20 protein-coding genes are annotated in these 20,377 nt (G+C 36.8%); 7 read left to right on the top strand and 13 right to left on the bottom strand.

Going from position 1 to position 20,377, the window contains the following annotated elements:
- Positions 1–33: 33 nt before the first annotated feature.
- The gene (locus AC3FI7_RS03760) at positions 34–918 is read right to left on the bottom strand and encodes a DMT family transporter (protein ID WP_142725781.1); all 885 of its coding nucleotides are present in this window, start codon (positions 916–918) and stop codon (positions 34–36) included.
- 94 nt (positions 919–1,012) lie between these two features.
- Here AC3FI7_RS03760 and AC3FI7_RS03755 point away from each other — a divergent pair, with 94 nt between their 5' ends.
- A complete protein-coding gene (locus AC3FI7_RS03755; RefSeq protein ID WP_491461438.1) occupies positions 1,013–2,434 on the top strand; it encodes an aminotransferase-like domain-containing protein in 1,422 nt (473 codons plus the stop codon).
- A gap of 128 nt (positions 2,435–2,562) precedes the next feature.
- On the opposite strand, the gene AC3FI7_RS03750 is transcribed toward AC3FI7_RS03755, so the two are convergent.
- The 5 genes from AC3FI7_RS03750 to AC3FI7_RS03730 form a co-directional block, all read right to left on the bottom strand.
- Complete coding sequence (locus AC3FI7_RS03750; protein ID WP_002979614.1) at positions 2,563–3,156, bottom strand: Crp/Fnr family transcriptional regulator; 594 nt, start codon at positions 3,154–3,156, stop codon at positions 2,563–2,565.
- The gene (ytxJ, locus tag AC3FI7_RS03745; protein ID WP_142725783.1) at positions 3,153–3,533 is read right to left on the bottom strand and encodes a bacillithiol system redox-active protein YtxJ; all 381 of its coding nucleotides are present in this window, start codon (positions 3,531–3,533) and stop codon (positions 3,153–3,155) included. Before ytxJ ends, AC3FI7_RS03750 begins: the two co-directional genes overlap by 4 nt.
- Positions 3,530–3,991, bottom strand: coding sequence for a DUF1569 domain-containing protein (locus tag AC3FI7_RS03740; RefSeq protein ID WP_491461437.1), 462 nt, complete (start codon positions 3,989–3,991; stop codon positions 3,530–3,532). The genes ytxJ and AC3FI7_RS03740 overlap by 4 nt, the downstream gene beginning before the upstream one ends.
- Entirely contained in the window at positions 3,985–4,521 is a 537-nt protein-coding gene (locus tag AC3FI7_RS03735) for a YfiT family bacillithiol transferase (protein WP_142725784.1), read from the bottom strand. Before AC3FI7_RS03735 ends, AC3FI7_RS03740 begins: the two co-directional genes overlap by 7 nt.
- A gap of 211 nt (positions 4,522–4,732) precedes the next feature.
- Positions 4,733–5,875, bottom strand: coding sequence for a DEAD/DEAH box helicase (locus AC3FI7_RS03730; RefSeq protein ID WP_491461436.1), 1,143 nt, complete (start codon positions 5,873–5,875; stop codon positions 4,733–4,735).
- 214 nt (positions 5,876–6,089) lie between these two features.
- Here AC3FI7_RS03730 and pncA point away from each other — a divergent pair, with 214 nt between their 5' ends.
- Complete coding sequence (gene pncA / locus AC3FI7_RS03725; RefSeq protein ID WP_142725786.1) at positions 6,090–6,695, top strand: bifunctional nicotinamidase/pyrazinamidase; 606 nt, start codon at positions 6,090–6,092, stop codon at positions 6,693–6,695.
- 192 nt (positions 6,696–6,887) lie between these two features.
- On the opposite strand, the gene AC3FI7_RS03720 is transcribed toward pncA, so the two are convergent.
- Positions 6,888–8,069, bottom strand: coding sequence for a pseudouridine synthase (locus AC3FI7_RS03720; RefSeq protein ID WP_228446066.1), 1,182 nt, complete (start codon positions 8,067–8,069; stop codon positions 6,888–6,890).
- A 101-nt stretch (positions 8,070–8,170) separates the two neighbouring features.
- Between AC3FI7_RS03720 and aroB the strand changes: the two genes are divergently transcribed.
- The 5 genes from aroB to AC3FI7_RS03695 all read left to right on the top strand — a co-directional run bounded on the left by aroB (position 8,171) and on the right by AC3FI7_RS03695 (position 13,155).
- Positions 8,171–9,217: a 3-dehydroquinate synthase gene (gene aroB / locus AC3FI7_RS03715; protein ID WP_491461435.1), complete on the top strand. Its 1,047-nt coding sequence runs from the start codon at positions 8,171–8,173 to the stop codon at positions 9,215–9,217.
- Between the two features lie 273 nt (positions 9,218–9,490).
- On the top strand, positions 9,491–10,126 hold the full coding sequence (locus AC3FI7_RS03710; RefSeq protein ID WP_343658398.1) for a porin family protein: 636 nt from the start codon (positions 9,491–9,493) through the stop codon (positions 10,124–10,126).
- 213 nt (positions 10,127–10,339) lie between these two features.
- Complete coding sequence (locus AC3FI7_RS03705) at positions 10,340–10,924, top strand: porin family protein (protein WP_491461434.1); 585 nt, start codon at positions 10,340–10,342, stop codon at positions 10,922–10,924.
- A gap of 437 nt (positions 10,925–11,361) precedes the next feature.
- Complete coding sequence (locus AC3FI7_RS03700) at positions 11,362–12,069, top strand: porin family protein (RefSeq protein WP_491461433.1); 708 nt, start codon at positions 11,362–11,364, stop codon at positions 12,067–12,069.
- Between the two features lie 366 nt (positions 12,070–12,435).
- The gene (locus AC3FI7_RS03695) at positions 12,436–13,155 is read left to right on the top strand and encodes a porin family protein (protein WP_491461432.1); all 720 of its coding nucleotides are present in this window, start codon (positions 12,436–12,438) and stop codon (positions 13,153–13,155) included.
- Between the two features lie 96 nt (positions 13,156–13,251).
- Here the strand turns inward: AC3FI7_RS03695 and AC3FI7_RS03690 are convergent, their stop codons facing one another.
- The 6 genes from AC3FI7_RS03690 to AC3FI7_RS03665 form a co-directional block, all read right to left on the bottom strand.
- Entirely contained in the window at positions 13,252–14,199 is a 948-nt protein-coding gene (locus AC3FI7_RS03690) for a glycerophosphodiester phosphodiesterase family protein (protein ID WP_142725792.1), read from the bottom strand.
- A 144-nt stretch (positions 14,200–14,343) separates the two neighbouring features.
- Positions 14,344–15,843 (bottom strand): amidophosphoribosyltransferase, encoded by a 1,500-nt coding sequence (gene purF, locus AC3FI7_RS03685; RefSeq protein WP_142725793.1) that lies wholly within the window; start codon positions 15,841–15,843, stop codon positions 14,344–14,346.
- A gap of 99 nt (positions 15,844–15,942) precedes the next feature.
- Entirely contained in the window at positions 15,943–16,665 is a 723-nt protein-coding gene (gene purC, locus AC3FI7_RS03680) for a phosphoribosylaminoimidazolesuccinocarboxamide synthase (RefSeq protein WP_491461431.1), read from the bottom strand.
- A 36-nt stretch (positions 16,666–16,701) separates the two neighbouring features.
- Entirely contained in the window at positions 16,702–17,397 is a 696-nt protein-coding gene (locus AC3FI7_RS03675; protein WP_142725795.1) for a DUF3307 domain-containing protein, read from the bottom strand.
- Positions 17,398–17,399: 2 nt separating this feature from the next.
- The gene (locus AC3FI7_RS03670; RefSeq protein WP_142725796.1) at positions 17,400–18,005 is read right to left on the bottom strand and encodes a SatD family protein; all 606 of its coding nucleotides are present in this window, start codon (positions 18,003–18,005) and stop codon (positions 17,400–17,402) included.
- Positions 18,006–18,450: 445 nt separating this feature from the next.
- Positions 18,451–20,370, bottom strand: a complete 1,920-nt coding sequence (locus tag AC3FI7_RS03665) for an endonuclease (protein WP_491461430.1) — start codon at positions 20,368–20,370, stop codon at positions 18,451–18,453.
- Positions 20,371–20,377: the final 7 nt, after the last annotated feature.

Raw genomic sequence — 20,377 nt, 5'->3', positions numbered from 1 at the left:
CTTATGACTTAAATCATAATGCTTTATTTTTAATTATTTCGCAAATTTTTTAGTCCCGGCTACACAAAGAATAACCCCTATTGTCACTCCCAGCATTCCTATACTTACCGGCTCATGCAGAAGGTATGCTGCCAAAGCCAGTCCAAAGAAAGGCTGAAGCAGCTGAAGCTGCCCTACTGAAGTAATTCCGCCCTGTGCTAACCCTTTATACCAAAATATAAAACCAATAAACATACTGAATAATGAAATGTATCCCAACCCGAACCATCCTTTAAAACTTATTGTTTCCATATCGGCAGGTAAATAAATAAAAAATAACGGAAGCATTACCGGTAAAGATAAAACCAACGCCCACGAAATAACCTGCCACCCACCCAGAGTTTTTGAAAGCTTAGCTCCTTCAGCATATCCGAGACCACATAAAATAACGGCCAGCAGCATCAGAATATCTCCAATAGGAGCTGCTGAGATTCCCTGAGAAAAAGCATAGCCTACCACCAGAATACTGCCTACCACTGAAAAGAACCAGAACACAGGATGAGGCCTTTCCCCTCCACGCAACACTCCGAATATAGCTGTAGCCAACGGCAACATTCCCAGAAATACAATAGAATGAGCAGAGGTAAGATATTGCAACGCTAAAGATGAAAGCAATGGAAATCCTATCACACAGCCAATAGCTACAAGAACCAAAGAAAATAACTGTTCCTTTGCAGGGCGTTTTTCTTTATAAATCAATAACACAGAAAGGGCCAATATTCCGGCAATCACTGCACGGGCTACCGTTACAAAGAAAGGGTCCATCTCCATTACAGCCAGTTTTGTCGCCGGCATAGAGCCGCTGAAAAGTAAAACTCCTATAAAACCGTTTATCCAGCCGCTTACGGCCTGGTCTTTTGAAATTGTATCTGCCATCATTTAATTAAGTTTTATTGATGATTCAAAATTAGAAAGGAAAATCAGATAAACACAGTATCAGTTTTGTATATTTGCATGAGCACAGTTCAGAATTATGAATAAAGAATTTTTATATACAGAAATTGCAGACGGCATTGCCGGACAGATCAGAAATGGCGTCTTAAAAGCCGGAGATAAGCTTCCTTCGGTAAGAATGCTGTGCCAGGAACATCAGGTAAGCATGAATACGGCCAAACGTGTTTTTCTGGAACTTGAGTCGCTGTCTTTAGTAGAATCCAAACCGCAGTCAGGATATTTTGTAAGCCGGATATTTTCTGCGAAGCTTCCCTTGCCTGAAATAAGCAGTCCGTCACTGATCGCCAATAATGATGAGCCTGACGAGCTGATCAGTAAAGTGTATGAAAATATGGGAAAACAGGACCTTACCTTTTTTTCTATAGGAATCCCATCTGGAGATCTTTTACCGCAGGCAAAACTTAAAAAAGAAATTGTCAATGCCACCAGAGAACTAAAAGATGGCGGCACCGAATATGAAGAACTTCAGGGAAATCTAAAGTTAAGAAGAATGATTGCCGTACGTTCTTTACAATGGGGAGGAAATCTGAGCGAAAAGGATCTGATCACGACCAATGGAGGAATGAATGCTCTTTCTTTCTGTCTGATGGCTTTAGGAAAACCTGGAGACACCATTGCTATTGAAAGTCCCTGTTATCCTGGAATACTGCAACTGGCCAACGGATTAGGCCTGAAAGTCCTGGAACTTCCTACACACCCAACCACCGGTATCGAAATTGAAGCCCTAAAAAAAGTAATTCCCAACATAGATCTCTGTTTACTGATTCCTAATTTCAATTCGCCGCTAGGAAGTTGTATGCCGGATGAAAATAAAAAGGAAATTGTCAGAATACTTTCTGAAAACAATATTCCACTGATAGAAGATGATGTGTATGGAGATCTTTATTTCGGGACCAGCCGGCCTAAATGCTGTAAATCTTTTGATAAAGACGGAAATGTCCTTTATTGCAGCTCTATTTCAAAAACCCTGGCTCCTGGTTATCGGGTAGGCTGGATTGCACCTGGGAAATATAAAGATAAGATCATGAAGCTTAAACTACTGCACTCTACTTCGTCTATTTCCATTGTCAATGAAGCGGTTGCCAATTTCCTTAAATCCGGAAAATATGAAAAACATCTTCAGCAGCTTCGCAGAACATTACAGATCAATTATCAGAATTATGTTCAGACCATTGCAGAATCTTTTCCGGAAGGCACTAAAACCAGCCGCCCACAGGGAGGATTGTCTATATGGATAGAATTTGATAAAAAGATAAAAACAACAGAATTATATGATCTGGCCATCAAACAGAACATAAGCATAGCTCCCGGAAGAATGTTTACCCTTCAGGAACAGTTTGAGAACTGTATGAGACTCTGTATAGGGCTTCCATGGTCGGACAATACACAGGCAAAGCTGAGACAGGTAGGACAACTTGCCAAAAAGATTTATTTGAAGTAAGGAAGATGGAGGCTGGAAGATGGAAGTGATTATAGTTTTAAGAATAGCTTAGAAGGTGTAAATAATAACTACCAAGTTCTCCTATGTTTACCGGAACTTCAAGCTTCCCTCGCCCATCTTTCAGCCTTTTATTTATCCGGAACGAAATTTTTTCTTGCCAGCTCTTTTCTTACACGGCTTAAGCTTTCAGGAGTAATTCCCAGATAAGAAGCGATCATCCATTGCGGAACTCTCAGCAGTAAATCCGGATACATCTTGATAAATTTCATGTACCTTTCTTCAGCCGTTTCTCCCAGCAAAGAATTGATCCTGTTCTGAAGGCTCCTGATATGTTTCTGAAGCAAAAAGTCACTTCTTTCAATGCTGTTGGGAAATTGTTCTACCAATTTATTGAAAAAGTCAGGATGTAAAAACAGAACCTCCGAATCTTCTACAGCTTCTATATAATAAATGGATTTTTCATTGAAATAAAGGCTGCTTCGGTCAGAAATCAACCAGCTCTCAGGAGCAAACTGTATGATGTGCTCTTTTCCGTTTTTATCAATAGAATACATCTTCAGCAGCCCTTTTTCTACAAAGAATATATGGCGGCATATTTCGCCATACTGAAGAAGAAACTGGTTTTTAGGAATTTTCTTTACTTCATAGTGCAGACTGCAGGTATTTACGTTCTGAAGGGGAACATTTAAAACTTTGGCTAAATAATTATTTATATTCTTCATGGTACAATCTGGCTTAAGGAAATATCCTGGTGTGAAGCATTGCTGACGGGCTTTCCGTTTTCTATGACAATGAGCTGCGGACTTTCATGTCTGATTTCAAGATCCGCTGCTATTTTATTGGAAATAGGTCTGTGAGCCAACAGGTCCAGATAGTATACATGAATCGGCTGGTCTGAGCTTTCAATCTCTTTCTCAAAGTTTTTCAATACAGTTCTGCTGATAAAGCAGCTTGTAGAATGTTTGAATATCGCTATCTTATTCTGAAAAGATTCTTCCATAGCTTTGGCAAGATCTTCCTCAGATTCTATCTTTTTCCAGAATGATTTCTGATCAGGGGCTTCGTTTTTTCCACCAAATATTTTATCAAAAAAACTCATACATTAAATTGTTTTAGATGGTGATCAAGATGTTTGTATTCTAAAAATGTCCAGTCTTTTTCAGTCATTTTCCCAAATAATCTGTGATGTTCCGGCAGCCTGTTTTTATGACAAGCTTCCCGGAATTCCTCCAGCGTCTTCAGCAGATTGGTTTTTGATTCATCAAAATCACACTCAAAATTAACGATTAGTTTTTGAAAAGTAGGCATGTTTCTGGGAATTCCATTATTGAAAACATACATTTCTATTTTAGTACAGATTCCTATGGACCCAAACAAGAGATTAATCCGGGGAAGTTCCAGCTTTTCCAGAGCTACCTGAAGCACCAGATCACAATGCTTCAGCATCTGGCATACATTCATTTTTCCCCATTTCTTTGGGGAAATTGCAGATAGTCTGGAAATTCTGTCTACAATTTCCTGATAGTGAACGGGATTATTAAGATTCTTCCTTACCAACCTTTTTCTATCTTCAGATTTTCAATATGAGCAAAATGATGATTACAATGCCACACATAGAGAGCAAGACAGTCTCTTAAATTATAGTTTTTATGATGCTCAGGATGATGAAATGTTCTTTCAAACTGTTTATTGGTAAGACTTTTAAGGAGTACCACCCATCTCTGATGTGTCCCCTTGAGCATTCTCATTGCCGGTTTTACAGGCATATGAAAACTATCCTGAAGCTCAGCCCATTTCGCTTCATCATATGGTTTTATGGTCGGATTATCTTCTGTAAGAGCCAGCTTAAAGCGGATAAAACTATTGATGTGGCTGTCTGAAAGGTGGTTTACCAGTTGTCTTACAGTCCAGCCCCCTTCTCTGTAAGGGGTATCCAGCTGATCATCTGTAAAATGTTCAATGAGATTCTTTAGACGGCCGGGAAAATCTTTGATCACTTTGATGTAAACATCCAATGTAGTGTCACAAATGTTTTCAGGAACTTCAAACGGTCCTATAGGAAACTTTTTTTTCTCTAAATCACTCATTATCCAGGTTTTATTTTTTATTACCGATTTGTCTCACTATTATGATGAAACAGTTTTTCAAATATCGCTGGCGTAAATTTATCAAAAATTCAAGAATATAAAGTGAATAAAGCATTAATTGTATTGATAATGCTTTATAAGAAATATTATCTTTCATCCATAAAAGGCTTCAATTGTATAAACTGAAGCTTTTTATGGGAAATGGAATAGGTTAATAACCGTGTAAATCAATTCCTTCTGTTCTTTGTAAGGGTACTTTCTTACCCATTTTCTTTTGAATCACTCTGAAATGATGCAGTTCATCATCCGTAAGAATGCTGATTGCCGTTCCTTTTTCATTGGCACGCCCTGTTCTGCCAATACGATGAATATAATCCAACGGGGACCGCGGCAATTCGTAATTGATAACACATGGGAGGGATTCAATATGAATTCCACGGCCGATTAAGTCTGTAGCTACCAGAATCTGGGCCCCATCTACTTTAAACTCTTCCAGATTATTCCTCCGCGCTCCCTGCGATTTCTGGCTGTGAATAGCTACAGCTTTTATTTTATTCTTTTTAAGCTTCTCTACCAGGTTATCCGCAGATCTTGTAGAGGAAACAAAAACCAATGCTTTTTCAACTTTCTTTTCTTTAATCAGATATCTTAAAAACGGCCCCTTGTTTTCAGGCGCAACATGATAAGCCAGCTGTTCAATATTATCAATCTCAACTTCCTCTTTTTTGATCTCAATAAGGACAGGATTAATGGAGAGACGTTCCTTCATTTCAGCTACTTTATCATTCAGGGTCGCGGAAAATAAAATAGTCTGCTTTGCTACAGGCATCATGGCAAAAAGCTTATTCATTTCTTCACCAAATCCAAACTGGAACATTTTATCTGCTTCATCAATCACCAGATGTTTAATTCCAGAAATACTCAGTGCATTATGATCTATTAAATCCAATAAACGTCCGGGTGTTGCTATCAGAACTTCCACTCCAAACATTCCCTTCATCTGTGGGTTGATAGAAACTCCCCCATACACTGCCATTGTACGCACTTCCCTTTTCAGATTTTCTGTGAAAGCCCTGCAAACTTCATCAATCTGAATCGCAAGCTCACGCGTAGGAACCAATATCAAAACCTGCACATTACGATCTTTCTTAACTTCTGCAGTCTGTAATTTTTCTAAAATCGGCATCACAAAACAAGCCGTTTTTCCGGAACCGGTCTGTGCAATTCCCATCAGGTCTTTTCCCTGCAAAATAACAGGAACAGCCTGCTCCTGTATCGGAAAAGGTTTTAAATATCCCAGTTTGTTGACAGAACGAATAATATTGTGTGATAATCCTAACGATTCAAATGACATAAAATACTTATTTACGGCAAAGATACGCTATTGATATTTGGTGTACATCTCAAAAATCCTGTACTCCTTGTAAAAAGATAATTATTCTATATTCTAACCCTTTCATTTTATAAGTGTTAAAAAATTATATTGCCGATTTGTCCGATAATTCGGTTTTGGACAAATTTTTGCCGATTAGTTTTGTAAATTTATCAAAAATTCGAGAATTCAAAATATGAAAAAAGCGTTAATAATAGTCGATGTACAGAATGATTTTTGTGAAGGCGGAACACTTGCGGTCCCTGGAGCCAGCGAAATTATTCCATACATCAATCTTCTGATGGAGGAAAATGCATATGACCAGGTAGTCCTTACACAAGACTGGCATCCTGCAGGGCATAAAAGTTTTGCAAGCAGCAATGGAAGAAAGGTAGGAGAAAGTATTATTTTAAATGGAGTTCCACAGTTTATGTGGCCGGATCACTGTATTCAGGGAACTTTCGGAGCAGAATTCCATAAAGATCTGAATAGAGATAAAGTAACCCATATTGTACAGAAAGGTAAAAATATTGAAATCGACAGTTACAGCGGATTCCAGGATAACAATCACTTTATGAAAACAGGCCTGGACGATTTTTTGAAATATCATGATATCCAATTGGTGGAAATTGTAGGATTGGCATTAGACTATTGTGTTAAATTCACTGCATTAGATGCAGTTGCCAATGGATATGTAACCTGCCTGCATTTCAACGGCACACGTGCTGTCAATGTAAAACCTGACAATGCAAGAGATGCGATCTATGAAATGATTGAGAAAGGAGTAACAGTCTTAGGGTAATTATGAATTATAAATGATGAATTATGAGTTATGAATTTTAGAACTCATAACTTAAAACAATAAAAAAGCGCAGAAAATATTTTCTGCGCTTTTTTGTTCTTTATCCTAAAGATGCTTTTTTTGAAAAAATGATATAAGCTGGAACCCCTGAATCTGTCATTCATAATTCATAACTTATAATTCATCATTATTTTAAAGCATTTTAAGATTGTTTACTTCCAGTTCTGTAAGGATTCTCCAGTGCCCTCTCTTGATATTCTTCTTCGTTAATCCGGCAAACATTACTCTGTCTAAAGCTTCCACTTCGTATCCTAATCTCTGGAAAATTCTTCTGATAACACGGTTCCATCCGATATGGATCTCAATTCCTACTTCATTCTTTGGTTTTCCTTCAATATAAGAAATCTGATCAACAACAGCTACACCTTCATCAAGACGAATACCTTCTGCTATAAGGCGTAAATCTTCGCCGGTTAGCTTTTTATCCAATGTTACATGATAAATCTTTTTCGCATCAAAAGATGGATGTGTCAGTTTTTTCGTCATGTGTCCGTCATTAGTCAATAAGATAACTCCTGTTGTAGAACGATCCAGTCTTCCAACCGGGAAAAGTCTGTAAGGAGAAGCATTGGCTACAAGATCCATAACCGTTTTTCTTGCTTTGTCGTCTTTTGTAGTGGAAATATAACCTTTTGGCTTATTCAATAGTACATACACAGGCTTTTCAGGCGTAATGCTTTGTCCGTCAAAAACTACCCTGTCTGTTTTCTGTACCTGATATCCCATTTCAGTGACTACCTTTCCGTTGACTTCTACCAGCCCCTGGGTAATCAGCTCATCAGCTTCCCTTCTGCTGCAGATCCCTGAATTAGCAATATACTTGTTAAGACGGATGCTGTCTTTATGAACATCTTTTTCAATTTTGTTCAGTCTTCTTTTCTGTACAAAAGATTTAGCTCTGTCTTCATTTCTTTCATCACCGTTAGATGGTCTTCTTCCGTATTTCAGGCTGCCTCTTTCGTACTTATCTCTTGTATCAAAATTTCTCCCGCCTCTCTTAGGTTTTCCAAAAGATTTCTTCTCATAGCTCTCACTTTTGTTCGTGATATAAGGTTTTCTTTCAGATTTTGAACCAAAATCATCATTGGAATTTTCGAAACTGTCGGTATTTCTTTTGAAAGGTTTCTTTTCAAATCTTGAGTTGGATCCTTTATGTTCCGGCCCTTTTTTTCCTCCGTCTTTAGAGAAAGGCTTTTTAAAAGGTTTTGATCCTGAAGAATTTCCAGATCTGGAAGCACGAGAATCATCAGAACTTTTCTTGGTTGAAATTCTTGGTCTCTTTGGTCTGTCTGAATTATTATTATCTCTGCTCATTCTAAAAATTTCTGCAAAGATAGTAATTTAGTTACGAGTTAAAAATTAAGAATCATAACTTTGCACTATAGTTTACATTTTAACTTTACATACAATTGAAGATGATAACAATATTAAACGATACTTTTTCTCAGCTCAACGAGTTTCTTCACCAAAAAAAATTCAGTAAAATTTTCATTCTTGTAGATGAAAACACTCATGAATACTGTCTTCCTATACTTTTAGGGAATATGGAAACCGATCTTGGTTTTGAGATTTTAGAGATTGAAGCCGGAGAAGAAATGAAAAATATCCAAACGGCCAATCAGCTTTGGGAAATTCTTACGGAGATGCAGGCAGACAGAAAAGCTCTGGTTATCAATCTTGGTGGCGGAGTGATAACGGATATGGGCGGATTTGTTGCATCTACTTATAAAAGAGGTATTCAGTTCATCAACATTCCTACTACCCTTTTATCAATGTGTGATGCTTCTATAGGTGGAAAAACAGGCATAGACCTTATGCATTATAAAAATATGGTGGGAACTTTTGCTTTCCCGGAACAGATCTTTATTTTCCCTAAATTCTTAGAAACACTGCCCTTTAAAGAACTGAGAAGCGGATTTGCCGAAATGCTTAAACACGGCTTAATTGCTGATAAAAATCATTGGGATCAACTGATTCAGATCCGTAAACTTGAAGTGGAAACAGTAATCCCTCACATTCAGGCCTCTATGAATATCAAACAGAATGTTGTAGACCAGGATTTCCATGAGCAGAATATCAGAAAAACACTGAATTTCGGACATACGATTGGCCATGCTGTGGAAAGCCTATGTTTACAGCAGGGAAATCCCATCCTGCATGGTGAGGCCGTTGCCATGGGAATGATTGCAGAAGCCCATCTGGCATATCTTGAAAGCCTTATTTCCGAAGACGATTCAAAAATTATTATTGAGAATATCCAGAAGTACTACCCTTACCTTGATATAAGTGATTTCAAGGATGAAGACATCACCGCATTATTACTGAATGATAAAAAGAATACAGACAGCAAAATCAACTTTTCCCTGCTTTCTGCTATTGGTACCTGTACTTATGACCATCAGTGCAGCCAAGAAAACATTCTTGAATCGTTGTCTTTTTATAGAAAACTGAATGATGCCTGATCATTTTTAAAAATTAAGGGTCTGTTTATATTATTTTTGACAAAATTGTCAATTTAGATCTTTTCTAAACAAATATTTGTTTAAATTTATAAATCATTATAAATCAACATTATATTTTTAAAATCACTTAAACACTAAGTGATTTTTTTATTGATTTTACTCATGAAAAATATTTTTGGCAAGCAATTTGAAAGATACTCTGCGTTCAACTGAAAATGTTGACAAGTAGTAAAATTTAAAATTAAGAAAGAGTAAAATTAAAAAATTAAAGTTATGAAAAAGTTAATTTTAGGATTAGCGTTAACTGCAGGAACATTCGCATTCGCTCAACAGACAACAAATACATCTTCTAATCCGGTAACATTCGGGGTAAAAGGAGGAATGAACGTCTCTTCACTTTCAAAAGACAGTGGTCTTGATGATCAGAAATCTAAAATAGGATTCAACGCAGGGGTATTTGCTAACATTCCGTTGGCAAGTTCATTCAGTGTTCAACCAGAGGTATTATATTCACAATATGGTAATAAATCTGATTTCACAGCTTTAGGAACAAAATATTCAGCTTCTACTAAATTAGATTATATTGCTGTACCGGTAATGTTCCAGTATAACTTAATCCCTGATTTGTATGTTGAGGCAGGACCAGAATTCGGTTTCATGGTAAGTGCTAAAAACAAATTAAAAAATGAATCCAACGGCAATTCTACTACATCAGACAATTACAAAGATAATTTCAATACATTCAACTTTGGAATTGGTCTTGGTGCAGGATATTATTTCACTCCAAACCTTGGACTTACAGCAAGATATGTTGCAGGTTTAACCGATATCGCAAAAAACAGACCTAGTGGTTCTGATGCAGTAAGAAACAATGTATTCCAGGTTGGATTAGCTTATAAATTCAAATAGGCTTTATACATTCACTAACAAATTTTATATTCAATAGAAAAGATCAGATTAATTTTTAATCTGGTCTTTTTTTATGTTTAAACTTTTAGTCCATGGCTTCATTCAGTTGGACACTTGATAAGTATTGATTTACAATTTATTCAACTTTGGCATAAGATTTGATTCTTAACGAAATGTTAAATAAAACTTAAAAACTATTAAAATAAAAAACTTATGAAAAAGTTAATTTTAGGTCTTGCATTGGTATCGGGAACTTTCACTTTTGCTCAGAAAACTTCAGCTTCTACTGCTTCATCTTCTCCGGTGAGATTTGGATTAAAAGCAGGGTTGAATATCTCAAATATTTCTAACAGCGATTTAAATTCAAAAGCAGGGTTCTATGGTGGTGTTTTTGCCAATATTCCAGTAGCACAAGATTTCTCTGTACAGCCGGAAGTACTATACAGTGGGTTAGGTGGTAAAGCTAAAAGCAACAGTAATGTAAAACTGAATACGGATTATATCGCGGTACCAGTAATGTTACAGTACAACCTGATCCCAAATCTATACGTAGAAGCAGGTCCTCAATTTGGTTTCCTTATCAGTGCTAAAGGAAAAGGCAACGGGGCATCTGTAGATGTAAAAGACAATTTAAAAACTTTCGATTTCGGAATTGGCCTTGGAGCTGGATATTACTTCACACAAAATATTGGGGTGAATGTAAGATATACAGCGGGATTATCTGATGTTCCTAAAAACAATACAGGTGATGCTTCAAGAAACGGAGTATTCCAGTTAGGATTAGCATATAAGTTCTAAACTGAATTAGCTTTAAAAACAGAAAATTTTCTATTCAATACAAAGCCGGATATATTTATCCGGCTTTTCAATTGTTGAAGATATTTTGGCAAGAAATTTGCGTATTGAGTTAATGATTGTACCTTATTCCGGAAATTCTCATTTCACGGTTTTTGTTTTTACAACAAATATGGGCAGCTTCAGTTGATCAAACAATTGAAAATCAATAACTATTACCATTATAAACTTTTAACGAGAACCGGAATATGTGAGTGCACTTATTGCAGCAGAATACTTATAGAGTATTTTGTTTGATGATTAAAATACATTTTGATTTCAATAGAAAAAGTCAGGTTTATTAGTTTAAGCCTGACTTTTTCGCATACAGTATTATTTTTGTCTTCTTTTGCTTTTATGGCAGATCTTTTGCTGCAAAAAAGAAAACTAAAACTTTAATCATGAAAAGAGTACTTTTAGGGCTTACATTGGGTGGATCACTTTTAATAAATGGCCAGGAAAAGGAAAAGTCAGCTGCTTCCTCCTCTCCTGCCGGATTTGGCGTTAAAGCAGGATTCAATATGTCCAAGTTTAGCTCTGGCAGCAGAGACAACGCTGAGAATAATGAAAAATTAAAACTTGGTTCTCATATTGGAGTATTTGTCCATATTCCTGTTTCAGAAAAATTCAGTGTACAGCCGGAGCTTCTTTTTAGTCAATCGGGCTCTAAAATTGAAGAAAAATACATGTATACCTCAGCTTTTGATGGGCATATCATAAGACAGGAATTCAGCTATAAAACCAATCTGAATTATCTTGTCCTTCCTGTAATGGTCCAGTATAATATCCTTCCTCAACTGTATGTAGAAGCAGGACCTGAATTCGGAGTTCTTTTAGGAGGAAAAACTGAAGGAGATCAATGGACTGAAAATTCATATGGTGGTACAGTAAGTACTCATAGTGAAAGCTTTTCCAATAATATTCCAATGAAGCTTTACAACAGGTTTAATTTCGGGATAGGTTTTGGTGCAGGATACAGTTTTACTCAAAGTTTTGGTATTACAGCAAGATTCACTGCCGGTCTAACAGGTATTTTTAATAGTGATTATAATGATAATAAAGTAAGGAATAATGTACTTCAGGTTGGAGTAGCTTATAAGTTTAAATAGAGATATTTATTGTTTTCAAAACCATACCGGACCTTTTTATAAGTTCGGTATTTTCATGTCTTACCGTAAAAAAACAGCTTTAAAAGTATTCTTTAGCTTTTAAAAAGTATTTCTTTTTTCAAATTTGTATCATTTTAATTATTTATAACAATGCCTGTTTGGCATTAAATTCTTCTCACAAAAACGGCATCCGCCAATCTATTTATTCATTATAATGGGAAAAACATTGTAAAAATTTTTCCCAAAAACCGATCTGAAAGCCTTATCAGCAAAGGTTTTTCAACTTTGGCAAGCATTTTGCAAAATAATTCGAGTCCGATTGAAAAGTCAGACTTTACACAAATAGTAAAATTAAAAAATAAAATTATGAAGAAGTTATTTTTAGGATTGGCATTAACTGCTGGTACATTAGCTTTTGCTCAGGAAACAGTAACGAAAACTGAAACAAAAACAGTAAATCCATCACCACTAAAAAAAGATGTTCAACCGGTTAGATTCGGGATCAAGGCAGGGGGAAACTCAGCTTATTTCAGTCAGCAGAAATTCGGTATCAACAGCCAGCAATTAGGTTTCCACGCAGGGGCATTCGTTAATATTCCACTTTCAAGACAGTTCAGCTTACAGCCAGAGGTACTATACAACCAGATGGGTGCAAAAGATGTGATCTCTTCTACAGAAACAGATAATGGAGTAACGAATATAAAAACTAAAGTAGAAGACAGAGTAAAAATGAACTATATCTCAGTTCCGTTAATGGTTCAGATGAGACCTGTAGATAATTTTTATATTGAAGCAGGACCTGAATTCAGTTATTTCATCAACGGGAAAAATAAAGGAGAATCAACTGTAGCAAGCACTACAGGAGGTGTTACAACCACTACTACAAGTTCTCACTCTACAGATATTGATAAAGATCAGATCAACAGATTCAATTTCGGATTAGGTCTTGGTTTAGGATATGATATCACGCCGAACATTGGTATCAATGCAAGATATGTGAACAGCCTTACAAAAATCGATAAGAGCAGACCGGCAGCTGAAAACAACAACAGAGTATTCCAGTTAGGTCTTAACTACAAATTTTAATCAAAGAACCAATTTTTTAACCCTAAGTGCATTAACCTGCACGCATAAAATAGCCGGAAGAATTTCTTCCGGCTATTTATATTTAAAAATAATCATTTATTCAAATATTCTCGGATCATCAGTAATAACGCCGTCTATTCCCATCTCTTTCAGCTCTTTTAACCTCTCTTGGGTATTGACAGTCCAGGGAATCACCTTCATCCCTAAAGCATGGCACTCCTTTACTAGCTGTGGGGTTACAAGCGTATGATCAGGGCTGTAAATGGTAGGAGTAAAACTAAGGAACTTCATATCTCCCGCTACTCCGCTCAGATGATCGGGGTACATTCTGAATTTTTCTGCAGAAATATTTTTAAAATAAGCCTGCTGCTGAGCCAGTTTTTGATCATCTACCTTTTCTACAAGCAAAGCAGTCTTGATTTCAGGATATTCTTTATGAATTATTTCCAGTGTTCTGGGATCAAAAGACTGAATAATCACCCTATCCTGTATCTTTTTTTCAACAATAACCTTCATCATCAGATCAACAAATTCTCTAGGCTCCGGATGAAATATATTGTCAGAAAAAGGTCGGGTCTTGGTTTCTATATTATAATAAGGCAGCGGCCTTTTCAGTTCACGGGCATACTTCTCACATGCATCTATTACGTCTGAAAACAAAGGTTTCTGAACCTTTATTTTCTTTTGATCAGGATACTTATCAAGCTTTTTTAAACCGACATCAAACGTTTTAATCTTCGCATAGGGCATTTCATAGATTTTATAATAGAAACCTGAGTCTTTTGGAATATAAGTACCATCCGGCTTTGTTACCAGCTCCGGAGAAAGGAAAGCATCATGGGAAAGAATGACCTTTTTATCTTTTGTAATGGCCAAATCCATTTCCAGCGTTGTTATATTCATTTTTAAAGCATTCTTCATAGCCGGAATCGTATTTTCCGGATAAAGAGATTTTCCTCCGCGATGGGCCTGTCTGTCAAAAGATTGTGAAGCGTAAAGCTGTGCAACGGTCAGAAAAATACCTGTGAGCAATATGTTTTTCATATCCATAAGTTTTAATCGGACAAAATTAAAACTCCACTGTATACTGTATAATACAGGTATATTAAGCTTTTGCTACATTTTAAAACCAAAAGAACCGGACTTCAAGCCCGGTTCTTTTTTATATCATTTATTTTCAATTAAAGATCAATTGAATAAATCCACTTCCTCTCCTTTTCCTACAGGATATTCTTCTGTAAAACATCCGAAGCAATGGTTAGCTGAACCTAAAATTTCTTTCAGATTATCTATGCTTAAAAACTCCAAGGAATCTACTCCCAAATAGTTTTTAAGTTCTTCCGTAGACATATTGGCAGAAATCAGATCATCTTTTGAAGGAGTATCAATTCCCAGATAGCATGGCGCAATAATGGGTGGAGAAACACTTCTGAAATGAATTTCTTTTACCCCTGCATCTTTTAAAATCTTAACCAGCCTTTTTGAGGTTGTTCCACGTACAATAGAATCATCAATGATCACGACTCTCTTATCTTTCATTTCAGAGATAATCGGGTTCAGCTTAAGGTTTACTACCCTTTCCCTCATTTCCTGTGTAGGAACAATGAAACTTCTTCCGATATATCTGTTTTTGATCAGGACCGGACGGAACGGTATTCCGGATGCCTTTGAGAAGCCAATAGCAGCAGGAACTCCGGAATCCGGAACTCCAATAACCAGATCAGCATCTACAGGAGCCTGCTCCCAGATTTTCTCTCCGGATTTTTCTCTGATCTCATACACATTAATATTTTCTAAGGTAGAGTCAGGTCTTGCGAAATAAATATATTCAAAAGAACAGATCCTCTGTTTTCCTTTCGCCTCATCCACCATATAAGAATGAAGTTTTCCTGGCTCGTTTTCATTGGTGTAAATGATCTCACCCGGAAGAATATCACGTACATACTGGGCACCTACAGCATCCAGAGCAACAGACTCAGACGCTACTACATATGACTTTTCATCAATAGCGCCCAATACCAATGGACGGATACCATTGAAGTCTCGGAATGCAAAGAATTTATTTCTTGTCATTCCCACTACAGAATAAGCTCCTTCAATCTTTTCCATTGTTGCCTTAATGGCGCCACGAAGGCCTAAATCAAGGTTTTTCTGAATCAGCCTCAGAATCACTTCAGAATCGGAAGTCGCTCGGAAAACCACGCCTTCAGCTTCTAATTCCGCTTTTAATTCTTTTGCATTGGTAAGATTACCATTGTGCGCTATAGAAAGTATAATCTGATCGTATTCGTTTTTCGCAAAAAACGGCTGGAAATTATATTTCTTTTTATCTCCTGCAGTGGTATATCGGGTATGCCCGATTGCAGAATTTCCCATAAAAGTTTCAGGTTCCTGAATTTCTTTATAAACATCCAAAACCAGTCCCTCGTCTTTCATGTTGGTGATTTTCCCCTCTTTTAAAACGGAAATCCCACAAGCTTCCTGACCTCTGTGCTGTAATGCAAAAAGCCCGAACTGTGAAAGGGAGAATGTATCCAGATCACTATCTGAATACAATCCGAAGATCCCACACTCTTCATTCGGCGCATCCAGTCTTTCCTCTTCCTGAGTTCTGAAAAGATTTCTACCGTAAGTCTGGGTTTCAAACTGTTTTAAATATTCACTTTTATGAATGTCTAAACTTTTCATTTCTATTTTTTCTAAATTAAAAGATTAAAAAATTTAATGATTAAAAAGATTACAGCCTGTTTAATTTTTAAATGGTTTAATCTTTAAATAAATTAAATCTTATTTCTGTAAAAGATTCTTAAGACGGTTATAGATCTCCACATAAGCCTCAGTAACTTCTCCTAAGTCTCTTCTGAATCTGTCTTTATCTAATTTCTTCATGGTATCTTTATCCCAAAGTCTGCAGGTATCAGGAGAGATTTCGTCTGCTAAGATGATTTCACCGTCTGAAGTTTTTCCTAATTCGATTTTGAAATCTACCAGAATGATATTGATTTTGTCAAACAGGTCGATTAGGATGTCATTGATATCTGAAGACAGCTCATACATTTCGTCAAGCTCTTCATAAGTAGCTGCTCCTAAGAAAACGGCATGGTGGTCGTTGATAAGCGGATCTCCCAGCTCGTCTTTTTTATAGCAGATATCGAAGATGGTTACCGGAGACTTAATTCCTTCCTCAACTCCTAATCTTTGCGCCATGCTTCCTGCAGAGTAGTTTCTTACCACCATTTCCAAAGGAATGATAGAAACTTTTCTTACCAGCTGCTCTCTTTCGTCTATTTTTTTAATGAAATGAGTTTTGATCCCTTTTTCATTTAAATATTCAAAAATAAGGGTCGTGATGGCATTGTTCATTTCCCCTTTAAGGTCTACCTGACCTCTTTTCTGAGCATTAAATGCTGTAGCATCGTCTTTGAAACGAACTACTACTTCATCAGGATTATCGGTTGCAAATACCTGTTTTGCTTTCCCCTCGTACAACATTTCTTTCTTTTGACTCATAATTTTACTTTCTAAATTGTAGTTAGATTTATTGATTTATTTTATTATTATTCCTGTTAAGACAGCCAGTCCAAAACTCAGCAGTGTACCAATCAATACATATTCTGTAAGTTTTCTCTGTTTTGCCTGTGCAAGATCACTGAACCTGAAAACAGATTTGGCAGCGACCATGAAACCTACGCCTTCCCAGTGATTCACCATGATAAAAGTGAAAACCAGCAGACGTTCTAAAATTCCGATATATTTTCCGGCACTTGATAAAGATTCGGTTTGAATATTGTTGGGGCCATCCGGAGCAGGCGTCCATGATGATAATAAGATTTTGATAAAAATAGAAGCAGGTGCTGTCAGAAACAGTGCCGCCATAATGATCTTTAAAAATTCCTGATTCTGTAAAAAACCAAAGCTGAATTCCCGGAAATAGAAAGAAACTCCGGCAATGACTAAAACATGCAGCAGCTGGTCAACGAAAAACCACATTTTCTTAGTCTTTACATTTTGAAGCTTAAGTTTGGCAGCATCAATAATGAAATGGGTAATCCCCACCAGAATTGCCACCCACCAAAGCTGCAGATCCCAAAGAAAAATAAAGCTTAAAACAGTGTGAACCAAAACGTGAAGATATAAAAACTTACTTTTCAGTGTATGGTTCTCCTTATCTGCAACCCATGAATTTGGCTGAAGTATAAAATCTCCGAGTAGATGTGCCAATATGAGTTTGATAAAGATCATGCCTATAGTTCCGAGATTTTCTTTCTGAAATACTGATTGGTTTCCACAATGAGCTCATAGTTGGCTCGTTTCAGTCTCTGGCTTACCGAAGACTGTGAAATGGCAAATCTTTTAGCAAGATCTTCCTGGGTAATATCCTGATTCATGATCATCTCATGAATGATCTCTGCCGTAGCCATTGTCCAGTTATCAAAATCTTTAGACGACCATTTCAACAGAATATTAAGATCTCTGTCTACCGGGTCGCTGGATGTTTTGATCGCAACGGTATGACCGTCACTTTTAAGGTCATTAAGCAGCCTTCCGGAATTGACATACGCAGTACCGTTAGATTCGGTAATTTTCTCAGAAGAGAAACTTTCTTCACCAATACCTATGGCCATTCTTACATCTAAATTTTCCAGACTTTTAATAAGTGATTTAATGGCTAGAAAACGCCAGAAAACGTCATCAATCTTGCATTTGAACTGAAATTCATCTCCTCTGTAGATTTCCCATGTGTGAGGAGCGCTTCCCCATTTTTCGAGAAGATTTTTAAGCCTGGTAATCCAAACTTCAGTGTCCGCATGCTGTGAATTTATAATATCACCGGTAATGACCGCTATCATAATGCAAATATAAGCATAATTACTTATATATAAAAAATATAAGCAGAAACACTTATAGATATTGATTATTAGCAGATCTGCTTATATCGATAATATTGTAAAGATAAGGGTTTTAAGGCTTTATACAGAATTCAAAATAAGAAAAAAGCAAAAAAATGTTCAATGTTCTGTTATTGCATCGGCTTTAACTCTACTTTTTTATATTTATTATAGTAAGAAGCTGTTCCTGCTATCCGTTATACTCCTCGCTCCATAGCTCTCCCACACTAAACCCCATACACACTCAAATCCAACTGTGGGATAACCGCTACTATCAGGGGCTAGGACAGTTATTGCGAGCAAAGCGAAGCCATCTCTTGAATTATTTCTACACCATATAAAAGTAAACCTAACAGGTTTTAAAAACCTGTTAGGTCTGGCTGTTAGTATTTAAATCTGATTTTATTTACCTTTTAATAAACTGATGGGCCTTCTCATCAAGCTTCAAGAAATAAATTCCCGTAGGAATACCCTGTACGGAAATATTCTTCTTATACCTGAAAGGATCTTTTTCTGTATAGATTACTTTTCCGGAAAGATCTATGATTTGAGCTGTTTTTACTTTTTCAATCTCTCCTTTTACATAAAGATTATCATAAACCGGGTTTGGATAAACTGTAAATTCATGATCAACAGCAATCAGCTCTGCAGTGGACAATGTACCACCAAGGTCCTGACAGTAATTGGACGGATATGAATCCCATTCACTGATGTTGAATGTGCTGTTAGGCTGATTAACGGTACTTTTTCTGTACAAAGATACATTTCCGTTATTATTGGTTGTAAATTTCACCCCGATAGCATCTACAGTAACTGTTTTATTATAAGCAAGCTCTACATAGTTGCCCCCTGAAAACATCATCGGATCAGAAGCCGTTACAAATCTTGCCTGTGCACTTGTATAACAGGATAACGTGGATTTTGGATTCAAAATAACGAAAGTTTCATTGTTTCCTACCTTCCCCTCCAGTTCATAGGTATCTCCGCTATAAAAAGCTCCTGTACTTGTATTTTTAAACTGAATATTAATCCTGTAATTATTTAAATTAACTTCATGTCCGGTTTTATTGACAATTTCTAGTGCATTATTCTTAACAGTATTGGAATTGTTGTTCGTTCCTGATATATATTTCGTGATCATAAGGTCCGGAGCATAAGAATCTGTAGCAGCTGTTGAAGCGGTAACCGTATTGCTGAAGGGAGATTCCAGATATGCTTTATCAAAAGCTTTCACGGTAAAAGTATAGGTTGTTGAAGGACTCAGGTGGTCAATACTTATAGAAGTTCCTTTTGTAACAGCAACAGGTGTTGTTGAACCGTTCATATATACCCTGTAGCCTAAAATATCAGAATCAGGAGAAGCCGTCCAGTTCAGATTGATAAAATAAGCATTCTGTTGGTTTGAAGCCAGAGATCCCGGAGCTGCTGGAGCAATATTATCAGGCGTTTCAGACCAGATCATATCAATCCATTCCGGATGATCAATAAAAGGATTTCTGTTCTTTTGTAGCGTATATATGGTGTTATTCCTGTCAATTTCTCTTTGGGAGACAGGATCCATTGCACTCCACTGCTTAAGCATGGCCACATATGGAAGGTCGATAGCCCTTTCTTCCGTTCCGTCAAGCGGGCACTGATCAGTTGCAGGAGTAAGATTAGCTGATGTAGTATAAGCTGTATTGAATGAGCCCAATTTCCCTTCATATCTTACAGCAAAATACAACAAACTCCTTGCAATATCTCCCTTGAATTCATTAATAGGTTCATAAACTCTTCCTGTATAGGGATAATTGGGAATTGCTGCATTTGATATCCTCGAAGTATTGCTGAAAATATAATGGTTGGTAGTATTGCCAACTCCATAAGGATAATTACTCCTCCTCTGATTGATATAGGCATCAACAGGAATAATAAAGTTCAGATCGGAATACATCGGGTAATCACTGATTGATGAGCTTGTACTGAAGGTGCTTTGAGGCATCATATGCTCTCTGTTGTAGCCCATTCCTTCCACACTGGCACCCGCAATGATCTGGTCCACTGTATATTCATAAGAATCAGGCCCTGAAGGAATCTCAGAATAGATATCCAACAGGTATTGAGTATTGGAAGCGTCATGATCATAATATTTGTCAAGATCAGTCTGCCCATACAATACTTTAAGATCATCATAATGCCAGTTGATCATTTTTTCCGAAATAATATCATGAAGTTTTGATTTCAGAGCATATCCCGTCAATCCGGCTGTTCCATCATAATATCCCGCAGGAGCCTGCGCAGATAAACAAGAAGAAATTAAAATGATAGGAAGTAGAATTTTTTTCATGCTTTAA

This window comes from Chryseobacterium sp. TQ-BC-N36, from assembly GCF_058382295.1.
Note: the sequence above shows the minus strand (reverse complement) of the source record. Positions and strands in the feature narration are given on the sequence as shown.